The 12,999-nt window shown below is 62.0% G+C and carries 17 protein-coding genes and 1 tRNA gene; 7 read left to right on the top strand and 11 right to left on the bottom strand.

What is annotated here, in order from left to right; genetic code table 11:
* Positions 1 to 67 precede the first annotated feature (67 nt).
* The 4 genes from C7I56_RS02555 (at position 68) to C7I56_RS12785 (ending at position 3,079) form a co-directional block, all read left to right on the top strand.
* Positions 68 to 553, top strand: a complete 486-nt coding sequence (locus C7I56_RS02555; protein ID WP_106638962.1) for an Hsp20/alpha crystallin family protein — start codon at positions 68 to 70, stop codon at positions 551 to 553.
* Positions 543 to 1,451 carry a universal stress protein gene (locus tag C7I56_RS02560; protein ID WP_158702967.1) on the top strand — a complete coding sequence of 303 codons (909 nt, stop codon included), beginning with the start codon at positions 543 to 545 and terminating at the stop codon, positions 1,449 to 1,451. The genes C7I56_RS02555 and C7I56_RS02560 overlap by 11 nt, the downstream gene beginning before the upstream one ends.
* Positions 1,448 to 2,536, top strand: a complete 1,089-nt coding sequence (locus C7I56_RS02565) for an MBL fold metallo-hydrolase (RefSeq protein WP_342587689.1) — start codon at positions 1,448 to 1,450, stop codon at positions 2,534 to 2,536. The genes C7I56_RS02560 and C7I56_RS02565 overlap by 4 nt, the downstream gene beginning before the upstream one ends.
* A 72-nt stretch (positions 2,537 to 2,608) precedes the next feature.
* On the top strand, positions 2,609 to 3,079 hold the full coding sequence (locus C7I56_RS12785) for an MBL fold metallo-hydrolase RNA specificity domain-containing protein (protein WP_342587690.1): 471 nt from the start codon (positions 2,609 to 2,611) through the stop codon (positions 3,077 to 3,079).
* Here the strand turns inward: C7I56_RS12785 and C7I56_RS02570 are convergent.
* The 3 genes from C7I56_RS02570 to C7I56_RS02580 form a co-directional block, all read right to left on the bottom strand.
* Positions 3,027 to 3,836 (bottom strand): universal stress protein, encoded by an 810-nt coding sequence (locus C7I56_RS02570; RefSeq protein WP_158702968.1) that lies wholly within the window; start codon positions 3,834 to 3,836, stop codon positions 3,027 to 3,029. The genes C7I56_RS12785 and C7I56_RS02570 overlap by 53 nt on opposite strands.
* Before the next feature lie 184 nt (positions 3,837 to 4,020).
* The gene (locus tag C7I56_RS02575) at positions 4,021 to 4,680 is read right to left on the bottom strand and encodes a response regulator transcription factor (protein WP_106638965.1); all 660 of its coding nucleotides are present in this window, start codon (positions 4,678 to 4,680) and stop codon (positions 4,021 to 4,023) included.
* Positions 4,673 to 5,839 (bottom strand): sensor histidine kinase, encoded by a 1,167-nt coding sequence (locus C7I56_RS02580; protein WP_106638966.1) that lies wholly within the window; start codon positions 5,837 to 5,839, stop codon positions 4,673 to 4,675. Before C7I56_RS02580 ends, C7I56_RS02575 begins: the two co-directional genes overlap by 8 nt.
* A 295-nt stretch (positions 5,840 to 6,134) precedes the next feature.
* On the opposite strand from C7I56_RS02580, the gene C7I56_RS02585 reads away from it, so the two are divergent.
* From C7I56_RS02585 to C7I56_RS02595, 3 genes are all read left to right on the top strand, one after another.
* Positions 6,135 to 6,938, top strand: coding sequence for a universal stress protein (locus C7I56_RS02585; protein ID WP_106638967.1), 804 nt, complete (start codon positions 6,135 to 6,137; stop codon positions 6,936 to 6,938).
* A 256-nt stretch (positions 6,939 to 7,194) separates the two neighbouring features.
* Positions 7,195 to 7,644: a redoxin domain-containing protein gene (locus tag C7I56_RS02590; protein ID WP_106638968.1), complete on the top strand. Its 450-nt coding sequence runs from the start codon at positions 7,195 to 7,197 to the stop codon at positions 7,642 to 7,644.
* Positions 7,641 to 8,216 carry a CC0125/CC1285 family lipoprotein gene (locus C7I56_RS02595; RefSeq protein ID WP_106638969.1) on the top strand — a complete coding sequence of 192 codons (576 nt, stop codon included), beginning with the start codon at positions 7,641 to 7,643 and terminating at the stop codon, positions 8,214 to 8,216. The genes C7I56_RS02590 and C7I56_RS02595 overlap by 4 nt, the downstream gene beginning before the upstream one ends.
* Here C7I56_RS02595 and C7I56_RS02600 read toward each other — a convergent pair.
* From C7I56_RS02600 to C7I56_RS02635, 8 genes are all read right to left on the bottom strand, one after another.
* Positions 8,213 to 9,286, bottom strand: coding sequence for an NAD(P)-dependent alcohol dehydrogenase (locus C7I56_RS02600; RefSeq protein WP_106638970.1), 1,074 nt, complete (start codon positions 9,284 to 9,286; stop codon positions 8,213 to 8,215). The genes C7I56_RS02595 and C7I56_RS02600 overlap by 4 nt on opposite strands.
* Before the next feature lie 102 nt (positions 9,287 to 9,388).
* Entirely contained in the window at positions 9,389 to 10,168 is a 780-nt protein-coding gene (locus tag C7I56_RS02605; RefSeq protein WP_106638971.1) for a sulfite exporter TauE/SafE family protein, read from the bottom strand.
* A 13-nt stretch (positions 10,169 to 10,181) separates the two neighbouring features.
* Positions 10,182 to 10,523, bottom strand: a complete 342-nt coding sequence (locus C7I56_RS02610; protein WP_106639598.1) for a protein tyrosine phosphatase family protein — start codon at positions 10,521 to 10,523, stop codon at positions 10,182 to 10,184.
* Between the two features lie 5 nt (positions 10,524 to 10,528).
* Positions 10,529 to 10,963, bottom strand: coding sequence for a DUF6691 family protein (locus tag C7I56_RS02615; RefSeq protein ID WP_106638972.1), 435 nt, complete (start codon positions 10,961 to 10,963; stop codon positions 10,529 to 10,531).
* 1 nt (position 10,964) lies between these two features.
* Positions 10,965 to 11,393 carry a YeeE/YedE family protein gene (locus C7I56_RS02620; protein WP_245409560.1) on the bottom strand — a complete coding sequence of 143 codons (429 nt, stop codon included), beginning with the start codon at positions 11,391 to 11,393 and terminating at the stop codon, positions 10,965 to 10,967.
* A gap of 14 nt (positions 11,394 to 11,407) precedes the next feature.
* Positions 11,408 to 12,337, bottom strand: a complete 930-nt coding sequence (locus C7I56_RS02625; protein WP_106638973.1) for an MBL fold metallo-hydrolase — start codon at positions 12,335 to 12,337, stop codon at positions 11,408 to 11,410.
* 2 nt (positions 12,338 to 12,339) lie between these two features.
* Positions 12,340 to 12,684: an ArsR/SmtB family transcription factor gene (locus C7I56_RS02630; protein WP_106638974.1), complete on the bottom strand. Its 345-nt coding sequence runs from the start codon at positions 12,682 to 12,684 to the stop codon at positions 12,340 to 12,342.
* Positions 12,685 to 12,916: 232 nt separating this feature from the next.
* Positions 12,917 to 12,991 (bottom strand) — tRNA-Glu (locus C7I56_RS02635).
* Positions 12,992 to 12,999: the final 8 nt, after the last annotated feature.

Below are 12,999 nucleotides of genomic sequence, written 5' to 3' on the forward strand. Positions count from 1 at the left end.
GTATCCATGAGCGGCCATTGGCGCGATAACGAGATCGCCGTCCATTTTCTTTGAGGAGACGGCAAAAATGGCACGCGACAATGGCAATGCGCCGATGCTTCCCGCGCGGCGCTCCCTCTTCGGCGATATGGAGCCGATTACGAGGTTGAGGGACGAAGTGGACAGATTGTTCGAAGACTTTCCGGTCTTCCGGTTCGGGCGTTCGATGCAGATGCCCGTCCCGGCGCTGGAAATGACGGAGGCCGAAGGAGCCTACAAGGTCACTGCCGAGCTGCCGGGCATAAAGCCGGAAGATGTCGAGGTGACGGTGGAGGAAGGGATGCTCTGCATTTCCGGCGAAAAGAAGGAGGAGCGCGAGGAGAAGGAGCGCGGCTTCATGCTTTCCGAACGCTCATACGGTGCCTTTGAAAGGCGCATCGATCTGCCCACGGGCGCAGACCCGTCCAAGATCAAGGCGCAGTTCAAGGACGGAGTGCTCAAGATCTCGCTTCCGAAGAATGAGCAGGCGCAGCAACAGAAGCAGCGGATCGCGATCGAGGCCGATGGCCGGTAATCCCGGCAGTCTCAAGCCCGAGGGCGCGGTCGACCCCCAGCCGGAGGCCGGCCATGCCCTGCACTGCATCATCGCCGCGATCGATCTTGGAGCACGTTCGAACAAGGCGTTGATGCGGGCGTGCCGGATCGCGGCGCGTAGCGGCGCCAGTCTTCGTATCATTCACGCCGCGCCGACGCCGCTCGATCATTCCAGGCAGGCCGCGTTTCGCGTCAATGTCCGCAAGCAGGTGTGCCAGATCGTGAAGGATGTTTCCGATCTGGAGGTCGACTTTTCCGTGCATATGCTGGACGGCCATCCGGAGGAGGTGATTTCCCGGGAGGCCGAGCGGACCAAGGCCGATCTCGTCATTATTGGCGGGCATGGCGAACCGCGCTTCCGGGATACGATTTTCGGCATTACCGCCAGCCATATTCTCCAGCGCTTGGCCGTGCCGCTCCTCGTCGCGCAGAGAGAGGGAGGCGACTACCAGCGGGTCATGGCGGCGTCGGATAATGATATCTTCGCAGCCGATCTCGCCCGCTTCGCCCTCCAGATCGCGCCAGGCGCCGAGATTCATGTCGTCCAGGCGGTGGAGACCGGCGGTTCCGCCTTTATCGAGAATGCGGCAGCGGGCGAGAAGAGGCGTTACGACAGGGAGCATAACCTGCAGCAGGCACTCGCCCGAGCGCTTGGGCCGGGCACGGCTCCGGAGCGCCTTTTCACCTGCGTCGAGGAAGGCGACCCGATGGAAGTGATCGAGCGTTGCTCCGATCGCCTGCAGCCCGACCTGATCGCTATGGGCACCCATGGTTGTATGGGCATGGAACGGCTGATCCAAGGGAGCTTCGCCGAATATGTCCTCCTTTGGGCGAGCGCGGACGTGCTGGTGCTTCCGGTGGGCTGGAAGGCCACGTGAGCACGCCGGTTCTGACCATCCACGGCGCGGGCCAGACCGTGACCGGATCCTGTTTCGAGTTCGCGGCGGGACAGCAAAGACTGCTCATCGATTGCGGCCTTTTTCAGGGATCGCGAAGCCTCGAGACGCTGAATCGCCAGCCGTTCGCATTCGACCCGGCGCGGATCGACGCGGTCCTCCTGACCCATGCCCATCTCGATCATAGCGGCTTGCTCCCCCGCCTTGCGAAGGAAGGTTTTGGCGGGCCGATCTGGTGCACGCCTGCGACGCGGGAACTGCTGACGGAGATGCTGCGCGACGCAGCCCGCATTCAGGAGCAGGAGGCCGACCGGCGAAACCGCCGGGCCGACAGGGCGGATGAAGCACCGATCGAACCGCTCTACACCCTGACCGACGCCGAAGACGCACTGGCGCTGGTGCGGCCGGTTGAGCTCGGAACCGACTTCCATCCCTGTCCGGATGTCACCGCACGAATGTGGAATGCCGGACATATATTGGGTTCCGCATCGATCGAGGTGACCGCAGGGGGCGTCCGGACGCTCTTTTCGGGCGACATCGGCCCGGATCACAAATCGTTTCACCTCGACCCTGCCGGGCCGTCCGGAATGGATCATGTGATATGCGAAAGCACCTATGGCGATCGCGAAAGAGAGCAGGTGACGTCCGATGAACGGCGGGCCGCTCTGGCGCTGGAAGTTGAAGAAGCCCTGGCTCGGGGCGGTAATCTCATCATCCCGGTTTTCGCCCTCGAGCGGACACAGGAGCTGTTGCTGGATCTCGCGAGGCTGATGAACGAGGGCCGCATCGCGCGGCGGCAGGTCTTCATCGACTCTCCTCTCGCCACCCGTGCCACCGTCATCTTCCAGAAACACCGGAGAGAGCTTGAGGATCTTGGCGACGGCGAGGTCTTCAGGCATCCGGCTTTCCATTTCGTGGAGACGGTCGATGCGTCTATGCGGCTCAACGCCATGTCGGGGGCGATCATCCTTGCGGCGTCGGGCATGTGCGAAGCGGGCCGCATTCGCCATCATCTCCGCTTCAACCTGCCGCGCTGGGATTCGACGATCCTGTTCGTCGGCTTTTAGGCGCAAGGCACGCTGGGGCGGGTCATTCTCGACGGAGCGAAGCGCGTTCGCATATCGGGTCGCGATGTCGCGGTGCGGGCGCATATACGGCGCCTAGACAGCTATTCGGCCCATGCGGACAGAAGTGAACTGCTCCACTGGATCGCGGCGCGAGAGCCGATCCGAGGCAGCCTGTTCCTCGCCCATGGGGAGCAGGGTGCTATCGAAGCCCTGCGGAATGCTCTGCCAGACATGTCTTCGGTTATCGTTCCCGAGATAGGGGAAGCCTATGAACTTGCACCGGCGGCGCCGGCACGGCGGCTTAGGACCGGAAGGAGGGATCTGCGGTCGATCCTCAGCCGCGATTGGCAGAATGAGTATGCCGATCTAGCCGTCAATCTCAAAAGCAAGCTGCAGGATATCGATGCCGAAAGGCGGGCGGAAGCCCTTGCCAGGGTTCGGGCTGTGCTGGACGAATATGCCGCCTTTCGGTCGCGCAAGCGGGATAAAACTAGTGCGCGAGAAGCAGCGGCACCTCACTCTCGCTTAGCAGATCGGCGGTAACGCCGCCGAGCAGGAATTCGCGCAGCCGTGAGTGGCCGAACGCGCCCATGACGATCAGCCCGGCACCGATCTCCGCCGCAGCGCTCCGCAAGGCCCCGGCGACGTCTCCACGGTCTGCCTGACGTTCGGCGATATGAACGTGGACGTCGTGGCGCGAAAGGTAGCGGGCGGCGAGATCGAGCGGATAGAGCCGCCGTTTCTCCTCGACCTCCACCAGCTGCACTTCCGAAGCGGTTCGCAGCAGCGGCATGGCGCCGCGGACGGCCGCCGCGCCTTCGGGGGAGCCGTTCCAGGCGATGATCACCGGCTTTTCCACGTCGAACCCGCGTTGCTCTTCCGGGATGGCGAGAACGGGGGCTCTGGCGCTCATCGCGACGGCGGCGGCGATCGGGCGCGGCTCGTCCTTGAACAGCGCGCGATCGGCCCGAGTGATGACGACAACGTCGGAGAGCATGGAATAGCGAATGAGCGCCGTCGATATGAGCTCGTCGCGGTGGACCCAGTCCCAGCCCATCCCCTCCGCGCGAAGCCGGTCTTCGATATGATGCTGGAGCGCCAGCCTGATGTCCCGCATCTTCGTTGAGAATTCCTCGGGCAGGGCTGCCGCGACGAGCGGATCGGTGACGAGATAATCCTCAAGCGGCGTCGCATGAAGGCAGGTGATATGCCCTTTAAACGCCCGGGCGAGGTCGAGCGCCGCCTGAAATCGGCTCTCAAAGCCGGTGTCGTCATAGACGTGCAGGAGTATCGATCTCATCTTCGCCTCCGGCGGCCTGCCCGCGCTTTTTATGCGATCCTCTAAAATCAAATAGGGGAAGCCGGACTTGCCGTATTTACGCAGTTTCACTGAGTGGAGGCGCTGCTGCTAATATCAGGGCGCTTATCGGGGGCCCTGAACAACCCCGGTGTAGGAAAAAGCCAGTGAAACGGCACATTTGATTTCACCGGGAGGCGAGAGGCGGCATCGGCATAGGAGCCGTGTTCGACGCGGACTCCTCGCCCAGCCCGGCCGCGAAGGCGATGCGCAGGGCTTCGGACAGGCTGGCGACCTTGAGCTTTGTCATCACGTTGGCCCGGTGGATCTCGACGGTGCGCGGGCTGATGCCCAGGTCGTAGCCGATTGTTTTGTTGGGAAGCCCCCGCGCCAGCCCTTCCAGTACATCCCGTTCACGAGGGGTCAGGGCGTGCAGCATGATCTCGGCTTCCGACGCACGCGCCTGCGCCTTGTCGGACCTGTCGAGGCGGTCGAATCCATGTTCCACGGCCTGAAGCAGCGTCGCGCGTTCGAACGGCTTTTCGATGAAATCGCTCGCGCCGAACTTCATGGCCTGAACGGCGACCGAGACGTCGCCATGGCCGGTCATCACGATCACCGGGTAGGTCGTTCCCCGGTCGCGAAGTGCCTGCTGCACTTCGAGCCCGTCCATCTCAGGCATTCGTACGTCGAGGAGGATGCAGCCGGGCGGCAATTCCCGCACTTTCAAAAATTCGGCACCCGAGGCGTAAGTCTTCACAAGGTAACCCGACGTTTTGAGCATGAAGCTCGCGGAGCGCCGGATCGCTTCGTCGTCGTCGACGAGATGGACGATGCGGTCAGTCATCCTTCACTCCCGCGTTGACCAAGGTAAAACTGAACGTGGTGCCGCCAAGGCGCGAGGGCTCGGCCCAGATGCGCCCCTCGTGGCCCCGCACGATCGTCTGGCAGATGGAAAGACCCAAGCCCATGCCCGACGCCTTCGTGCTGATGAAAGGCTGGAACAGCCTGGATGCGACATCGGGATCAAGACCGGGGCCGCTGTCGGAAACGGAAACGCGCACGAAGCCGTCGGCGTCGGGTGAAGATCTGATCTGCAGGATTTTCGTCTGACTGCCATCCATCGCCTCGATCGCGTTGCGCATCAGGTTGAAGAGAACCTGCTGGATCTGGATGCGGTCGACGAGGACGGCGTCAGCGCCCTGGTCGAGGCTGATCTCCACTTCGACGCCGCGATCCCGCGCGCTGACCAGGGCCATGGCGCTTGCTTCGTTAATCAGGCGGCTGAGACTCTCGACCCGCCGCTCCGGCTGACCACCCGAGATGAAGTCCCGCAGGCGCCGCACGATCTGGCCAGCGCGGATCGACTGCCCAGCGCATTCCGCCAATGCCTCCTGGACCGTGGTCAGGGTAGCAGGATCGGGTGAGTTCAGAAGCTCCCGCGCGGTTTCAGTGTAATTGGCGATGGCTGTGAGGGGCTGATTAAGCTCATGGGCAATGGACGTCGCAAGGGTGCCCATCGTGGTGACGCGCGAGACATGCGCCAGCTCCGATTGCAGGCGATGAAGCTGCCTTTCGGTTTCCTGCCGCTCCGAAAGGTCGTGAATGAAGCCGGTGAACACCCGGTCCTCGCCAAGCCGCGCCTCGCCGATATGCAGATCGATCGGAAAGGTCGTTCCATCGCGCCGCCGGGCCGTGGTGACACGGCCGATACCGATGATCTTGCGCCGCCCGGTTTCATAATAACGGCGCAGATATGCGTCATGCCGCTCCCTGTCCGGCGAAGGCATGAGCGTGCTGACATTCTCGCCGAGAAGTTCGGCCTCGTTATAGCCGAACATTTTTTCGGCGGCGGCGCTGAAGGAGATGATGAGCCCGCCTTCGTCGATCACCACCATCGCATCGGGCACGGTGTCGAGGATCGAGCGCAAATGTTCCTCGCGCGCAAAGGGCTGCGGCGCTTCCAGGCGCTTGCCATTCTTCATGATCTCGCGCTTCGCATGCATGCCGCACTCACGTCGCAGGGAGTCTTGTTATAGGGAATACTCCTGATGGAGGGACATGTCGCCTTGGTACATTCACCCATGTGAGGAGGCGGCCATGGCGCCATCCGGAAAAGCAAATGGCTTCGTCCAGGTAATGAAACTGATGTCCGCCCAGGAAGGATCTCGCGAAAATGACGGGTTTCGGACGGCGGCGCCAACGATCCTGGGTGACCTGAAACGGCATCCGTAACATCCCGGATATTCGCTCAGGCCCTCCCTCTCCATCCTCAACGGAAAGCAGCCGAGGAGCGCCTCCATGAAAAATGTCCTCCTTTTGATTCATGACGATGCCGGACAGGAGGCACGATTCCAGGCGGGCCTCGATCTTACACGCGGTCTCAAGGGCCATTTGACCTGCCTCGACGTCGTTCAGCTGCCCGTGCTGGTTGGCGACTATGCCAGCGCGTCAGGTTATGCCGTTCTGCTCGAAGACAGTGAAGCGCGGGAAGCGGGTAATCGGGCCCGGATCAGGGAGCGTCTTTCCGGCGAGGATGTGACTTGGGATGTGTACAAGAGCACAGGCGACATTGCCGATTGCCTTGAAGCATCGGCCGGTCTCGCGGACATCGTCGTCGCCAACGCGCGCCTGCAAGACGCGGCAGGCCCCCAGATGGCGAGCATCGTCTCCTCCCTCGTCTTGCGGCTGCACAAGCCTGTTCTGGCCATGCCGCAGAACTGGTTGCGGCTCGATGTTGCCGGCAACGTGCTCATCGCCTGGGACGGCTCGGTACCCGCCATGGCGGCACTCACCGGGGCGATCCCGCTCCTGAAGCTGGCAGGCGCTGTCCACATAATTCAGGTTGGCGAACCGGCATCCGCAGCCACGATCGAGGAAGCGGCCGTCTATCTTTCCCGCCACGGCATCGAACCGGAGGTGAAGGAGATTGAGGGGAACGGCGCGCAAGCGGACGAGATCGTCGCCGAACAGGCCCGCAGATTGAATGCGGCCTATCTTGTCATGGGCGCCTATGGTCACTCTCGCATCCGGGAGGCGATATTCGGGGGCGTCACGCAACGGATGCTCGACCGCGCGGAAATCCCGCTGCTCCTCGCCCATTAACGGGACGGCGGGATTAGTTTCGATGGAAGGAGAGGGGGATTTTCTCAGGCTGGCTGAGCATCTTCTGTCCCGGCCTACCGAGCTATGGGCCGATGAGGAGCGTATCGTCATCGAGCGGGCCGTACACAGGCACCGCAATCCCCGCCTCACGGCCTGGACACCGGAGCCGTCGATAAGGGCACTAAGGACATTTACGGGAAGGCGCGGCGTGTACCCGGGTCTAACCTCCTGATGCAGCCTTATACCGATCAGGTGGATGAAGATGATATCAACGGGCAGCTTTGCCCCGGAAATTCGGTTTCGAACCCAGACCGGCGACTGGTTCTGCCCAAAGGATCTTCGCGGACAGAAGCTGATCCTGTTCTTTTGCCCTTTGGACGCCGAAGAGCGGGACTATGAGATCGCGGACTTCGCCATGCTCGCTTCGGCCTTCGCTAGATGTGGCGCATGGATCGTGGGTATCCTGCCGTCCGGGGCGGCGTTGGAAAAACGCAGTTTCGGCAAAGGCATAAGCCTCGTCGAGGACGTCGACGGATCGGGCGCCTCGTCATTTTCCGTTTGGCTGAATGGGGGTGCGCCAGCGCAAGGGACCGCGCCCGCCACATTTTTCTACGATCGGGATGGCCGGCTTTGTCATATCTGGCGCAACGCACCCCTGGCGGGCCATGCCTGCAAGGTTCTGGAAGCGGCGGAAGGGTTCAAGTGAGGCGGTCCGGGATCACATATCCGATCCTGGCCGCGAGCCTCCTCGTCGCGGGATGCGGTACGGTGACGCCCTATCAGCCCAACCTTGCCCGACAGAAAATTCCGGGGGGATATTCGGAAAGGCGCCTCTCACCCGACAGCTTCGAGGTGAGCTTTGCCGGAACTCGCCCAACCTCGCCGGAAGTGGTCGAACGTTATTTGCTCTATCGGGCGGCCGAACTGACGCTTCAAAGCGGCTTTGATTGGTTCATGGTAGGCGATCACTGGGTCGAACGGGACGCTTATACCTACATCTCTCCAAACAGCAGCTTCAGCATCCGTTATGGTGCTGGTTATGGTGAATGGCGCACCTACTGGCGGCTGTTTCGCTATCGCCTGGGGGCTGGCAAAATCGCCGGTGATCCATTGTGGTGGCAAAAGACAAATCCCAGAGACGTTCGCCGGATCGAGGCCCGGTCAGTCATCCGGATGCGGGGCGGACCGTTTCCGGCCGGTGAGCCGCGCGGCTTCGATGCGCGCAAAGTGATTGCCGACCTCACCCCATTGATCAGGGTGCCGACCAGTGTGCCCTAGGGACGGATAGCGACCTTGAGCACGCCGTCCCGCTGATGCCCGAAAAGATCGTAGGCCGTCTCGATATCGTCTAGGCTGAAATGATGGGTGACGAGCGGCTCGGTGTCGACCCGCCCGCTATTCACGATGGAAAGCAGGCGCCGCATCCGCTCTTTCCCGCCCGGGCAGAGCGTCGTGACGATCCTGTTGTCGCCTAACCCGGCGGCGAAGGCATCGAGCGGGATTTTGAGGTCGCCGGAATAGACGCCCAGGGAAGAAAGCGTCCCACCCGGGCGCAGGACGCGAAGGGCGGCTTCGAACGTTTCCTGCCGCCCGAGGGCTTCGATCGCCACGTCCACTCCGCGGCCATCGGTCAGTTCCATGATTATTTCGACCGGATCATCCTGGCTGAAATCGATCACATGGTCAGCGCCCATCTTGTGGGAGATTGCGGCGCGTTCGGGCAATGCCTCAACTGCGAAGATGCGTGCTGCGCCCATCAGCCTGGCGCCGGCCGTGGCGCAAAGGCCGATCGGGCCCTGCGCGAAGACGGCGACAAAGTCGCCAATCCTGATCTTGCCCGATTCAGCGCCCGCAAAGCCGGTGGACAGGATATCCGGACACATCAGCACCTGCTCGTCCGTCAACGCTTCGGGCACCTGGGCAAGATTGGCCATGGCGTCGGGCACGAGGAGATATTCCGCCTGCGCGCCGTCGATCGTATTTCCGAACCGCCAACCGCCGATATGCTTCCACCCATGCCTCGTCCCGGCCCCACACTGCGCACCGCAGCCGTAAAGGGAGGCATTGGAGTAGCCTGAAGGCGTGATTGCTCCGGCGATGACGCGTTGACCTTCCTCGAAGCCTTTTACCGCCGATCCGAGCTTCTCGATGACCCCCACAGGCTCGTGGCCGATGGTGAGGCCGCTTTGCACGGGATATTCGCCCTTCAGGATATGGATATCGGTGCCGCAGATCGTCGTTGTGGTGATCCGAAGCAGGGCGTCGAGAGGCCCCACGTCCGGAACCGGCTTCTCGCCCAGGACAATCTTGCCCGGTTCGATAAAGATGGCTGCCTTCATCTTCTCCATCGCGCGCCTCCGTATCCATTGGGCGGCATGATGGGCTTCGGGCGGCACGCGCGAAATACGCAGTGTTCCGGGGTTCACGCGGGCAGGGGGACGGAAGCCCGTTCACAGCGCGGCGGCGCTCTTCCACAGCATGTAAATGGCGACCGCGAAGATCAGGCCGGCGAAGATCGTTGTGAGGCGGCCCTGCGTGCCGGACAGACGCTTTGCGAGGCGCGCTCCGAAAAAGCCGCCAGCGACACCTCCGGCTATGAAGGCCGCCGCGAGCGCCCAATCGACCAGCCCTGATAAGGCGTAATTTGCAGCCGTCGTCAGCCCGAACGCGCTTACCGCGACGAGGGACGAACCGATTGCGTTGATCATCGGCATACCGGTCGCGGCAACGAGACCCGGAACGATCAGAAAACCGCCGCCAATGCCGAAGAAACCGGAAAACAAGCCGGTTCCAGCGCCATAGCCGACGAGCTTGGCCGCATTCTCCCGGCCCAGCATGACCGAAGGATTGCCCGCGTGACCCCGCTTGCGAAGCATGAGGATGCCGACGACGATCATCACGATTGCGAAGAGGAACAGAAGCCTTTGTCCGTCAAAGGCCTTGCCCGCGCTGGACCCCGCGAATGCCCCCGCAATGCCCGCAGCGGCATAGACCAGCGCGCATCGCGATTTCACGGTGCCTGCGCGAACGTGGTTCAGGAGCCCCGTCAGCGCGTTCGCTGCCACTGCCAGCGCGCTCGTGCCGATCGCGACATGCGGATTGGGAACGCCGACAAGATACACCATGAGAGGAACGGCGAGGATCGAGCCACCGCCGCCCACCAAGCCCAGGACGAACCCCACCAGCACGCCCGATGCGGCGCCGAGCAGATATTGAATTATATCAAGCATCCGCGTCGTCCGCTCACGATAGGGATGAAAATTGTGCGGCCTTCCACAAAGCCGTAGAGCGATTACCCGTACGGCAGAAGGCAAGCACCGGCCCGTCTGCCGCAGCCAAGACGGCGCGAAAGTTGGCCACGTCCTTGCTGGTCATCTCTCCAGGAACCACAGGGATATGCCAGTAAGCGAGGCCCACCCGCTTCGCCTCTGCCTCGAGCTCCTGCGAACTCGGCTGCTCCGGCGCTTCGCCGTCAGGGCGGTTGTTGATGATGCCGGCAAATCCTGACGAGGCAATCTCGCGAAGTTCTTCCAGCTGCACCTGCGGGGCAACCGCAACCTGATCGGACAGACGCGTATAGTTCATCTTGCTCATCCTTTGCGAGCGGAAGCTTGATTGGAAGTGAAGAGCCGGTGCAGAACCATCCCGGCGAGCATGGCGACAACGAACAGCCACGGTTGCCAGGCGCCGAGCACCAATCCTGCGATGGCGGGGCCTGGACAAAAGCCGACGAGGCCCCAACCGATACCGAACATCGCCGCGCCGATTAGCAGCGGGGAATCCAGTTTGCGGTTTTCCGGAATGAAAAAGCGGGCGGCGAACACAGGGCGAGCGATGCGGCCCCGGACCAGATAGGCGATCGCGGACGGCAGCAGCGCGGCACCCATCACAAACGCGAGCGTCGGATCCCAAGCGCCCGCGACATCGAGGAAGGCCTGTACACGTGCGGGATTGACCATGTCGGACAACACCAACCCCGCGCCGAAGATGATACCCGCAGTCAGCCCTGGAAGAAGTTTCCGCATCTCAACCTCCAACCACGTGGCGTTGGATGAACACGACCAAGGCCGCGCTTGCCATGAAAGTGGCCGTGGCGGCAATGGACCGATGCGACAGCCGAGCGATGCCGCAAACACCGTGCCCGCTGGTACAGCCATTGCCCAATCGCGTTCCGAAGCCGACAAGCAACCCGGCGATGATCAAGAGCGGAACTGAAGACGTCACGATCAAATCCGGCTTTCGGACCAAAAATGCAATCAATGTTGCGCCGAGCGGCAGTCCGGCGACGAAGGCAACGGCTTGCGACCGGGGGGCTCCGCCTGCGCCGATGGTCGATGCGGTCGCCAGCATCCCGCTCACGCCTGCAATGCGTCCGGCCAGGAGGAGGAGCAACGCGGCAGCGATGCCGATCAGCAGGCCTCCACTTATCGCGACGAGCGGCGCTATCGGTTCCATGATCAGTCTCTCCTTCAAAGCTGGTTGAGCGGGAGCTTGAGGTAGCTGACCCCATTCTCCTCGGGCTCCGGCATCCGGCCGCCACGCATGTTGACCTGGATCGACGGCAGGATAAGCTTTGGCATCGAAAGGGTGGCGTCGCGCTGCGTGCGCATCGCGACAAAGTCCTCCTCGCTGACGCCTTCGTGCATGTGGACGTTGCCGGTCCGCTCGGCGCGCATGGTCGTTTCCCAGACATATTCGTCGCGGTTCGGGGCCTTGTAATCGTGGCACAGGAATACGCGGCTCTCGTCCGGCAGCTTCATCAGGCGGCGGATCGAGCGATAGAGCTGACGCGCGTCGCCTCCCGGAAAGTCCGCCCGCGCCGAACCGTAGTCCGGCATGAACATCGTATCCCCGGTGAAGACGGCGTCCCCAATGATATAGGCCATGTCCGCCGGCGTATGACCGGGAACGTGGAGCGCGATCAGGGGGATTTCCCCGATCATCAGCGTATCGCCGTCGATCAGCAGACGGTCGAATTGGGAGCCGTCACGGGCGAAGCGGGTGCCCTCGTTGAAGATCTTCCCAAAGACATTTTGCACGGTGATGATTCCCGCCCCGATGACGAGCTTTCCGCCGAGTTTCTCCTGAAGATAGGGTGCGGCGGACAGATGATCGGCATGGGCGTGCGTCTCCAGTAGCCACTCCAGCTTGAGCCCTTCCTCTTTCACATAAGCGATCATCGCATCGGCGGAGTTAAGGCTCGTCCGCCCCGACGGCTGATCGAAATCGAGCACGCTGTCGATGATCGCAGCCACCTTGGTGACCGGATCGTGCACAACGTAGCTTGCAGTAAAGGTCGGCTCGTCGAAGAAAGCCTTCACATGCGGGCTACGGATGCGCCCCTGCAATACCGCCTCGGCTTGAGATATTGCACGCTCCAGATTGGTGTCCTTGTCCATGATCAATTTCCCTTCGTTCCGGCGTGTCTCTCCTGTCCAAGTTCCGGGCAGAAGAGGTCGTGGAGAAGTGCGAGCACCTGCTCCGCCTTCGGATCGCAGACGCGGTAAAAGACGGTCTGGGCTTCCTTCCGGGTGGCAACGAGACCTTCTTCGCGCAATCGCGCAAGGTGCTGTGACAATGCCGATTGGCTAAGGCCCACAGACTCAGTCAGGTCGCCCGCGGACATCTCGCCAGTTTCGGCGAGATAACAGAGGACAAGCAGGCGCGGCTCACTGGCCAAAGCCTTTAGCAAATCCACGGCCTGGGCAGCGTGCCGGCTAAAACGGTCAAGAAATTCAGTCTGCATCACACTCTCTATTAGAGAATGCTAATTTAGAAGAATATAATTAAATTTCAAGCGGCCACAGGCCGAGGGTAAAGGTCGCCGCAATGACCTCTTCGGGCAGCTATCGGATCATATGCATATTCGCGGACGCCCGAGGTCCGGTTTGTCCGGCGACAGTCGCGGAAATCCATGATCGCTTATTGCCAAGCGATCACCGAAAGGTGGGGCGTGGACCCGCTAAGCCATCGATTTCTGGTGACCCCTACGGGAATCGAACCCGTGTTTTCGCCGTGAGAGGGCGACGTCCTGACCGCTAGACGAAGGGGCCGCGCGGTG

The organism is Allosphingosinicella vermicomposti, assembly GCF_003012815.1.
Taxonomy (GTDB): domain Bacteria; phylum Pseudomonadota; class Alphaproteobacteria; order Sphingomonadales; family Sphingomonadaceae; genus Allosphingosinicella; species Allosphingosinicella vermicomposti.

What these genes read in the sequence shown, in the direction of transcription:
- C7I56_RS02555 (WP_106638962.1), top strand. Translation starts at nt 68, where the DNA reads ATGGCACGCGACAATGGCAATGCGCCGATGCTTCCCGCGCGGCGCTCC.
- C7I56_RS02560 (WP_158702967.1), top strand. Translation starts at nt 543, where the DNA reads ATGGCCGGTAATCCCGGCAGTCTCAAGCCCGAGGGCGCGGTCGACCCC.
- C7I56_RS02570 (WP_158702968.1), bottom strand. Translation starts at nt 3,836, where the DNA reads ATGAGATCGATACTCCTGCACGTCTATGACGACACCGGCTTTGAGAGC.
- C7I56_RS02575 (WP_106638965.1), bottom strand. Translation starts at nt 4,680, where the DNA reads ATGACTGACCGCATCGTCCATCTCGTCGACGACGACGAAGCGATCCGG.
- C7I56_RS02580 (WP_106638966.1), bottom strand. Translation starts at nt 5,839, where the DNA reads ATGCATGCGAAGCGCGAGATCATGAAGAATGGCAAGCGCCTGGAAGCG.
- C7I56_RS02585 (WP_106638967.1), top strand. Translation starts at nt 6,135, where the DNA reads ATGAAAAATGTCCTCCTTTTGATTCATGACGATGCCGGACAGGAGGCA.
- C7I56_RS02590 (WP_106638968.1), top strand. Translation starts at nt 7,195, where the DNA reads ATGAAGATGATATCAACGGGCAGCTTTGCCCCGGAAATTCGGTTTCGA.
- C7I56_RS02600 (WP_106638970.1), bottom strand. Translation starts at nt 9,286, where the DNA reads ATGGAGAAGATGAAGGCAGCCATCTTTATCGAACCGGGCAAGATTGTC.
- C7I56_RS02605 (WP_106638971.1), bottom strand. Translation starts at nt 10,168, where the DNA reads ATGCTTGATATAATTCAATATCTGCTCGGCGCCGCATCGGGCGTGCTG.
- C7I56_RS02610 (WP_106639598.1), bottom strand. Translation starts at nt 10,523, where the DNA reads ATGAACTATACGCGTCTGTCCGATCAGGTTGCGGTTGCCCCGCAGGTG.
- C7I56_RS02615 (WP_106638972.1), bottom strand. Translation starts at nt 10,963, where the DNA reads ATGCGGAAACTTCTTCCAGGGCTGACTGCGGGTATCATCTTCGGCGCG.
- C7I56_RS02620 (WP_245409560.1), bottom strand. Translation starts at nt 11,393, where the DNA reads ATGGAACCGATAGCGCCGCTCGTCGCGATAAGTGGAGGCCTGCTGATC.
- C7I56_RS02625 (WP_106638973.1), bottom strand. Translation starts at nt 12,337, where the DNA reads ATGGACAAGGACACCAATCTGGAGCGTGCAATATCTCAAGCCGAGGCG.
- C7I56_RS02630 (WP_106638974.1), bottom strand. Translation starts at nt 12,684, where the DNA reads ATGCAGACTGAATTTCTTGACCGTTTTAGCCGGCACGCTGCCCAGGCC.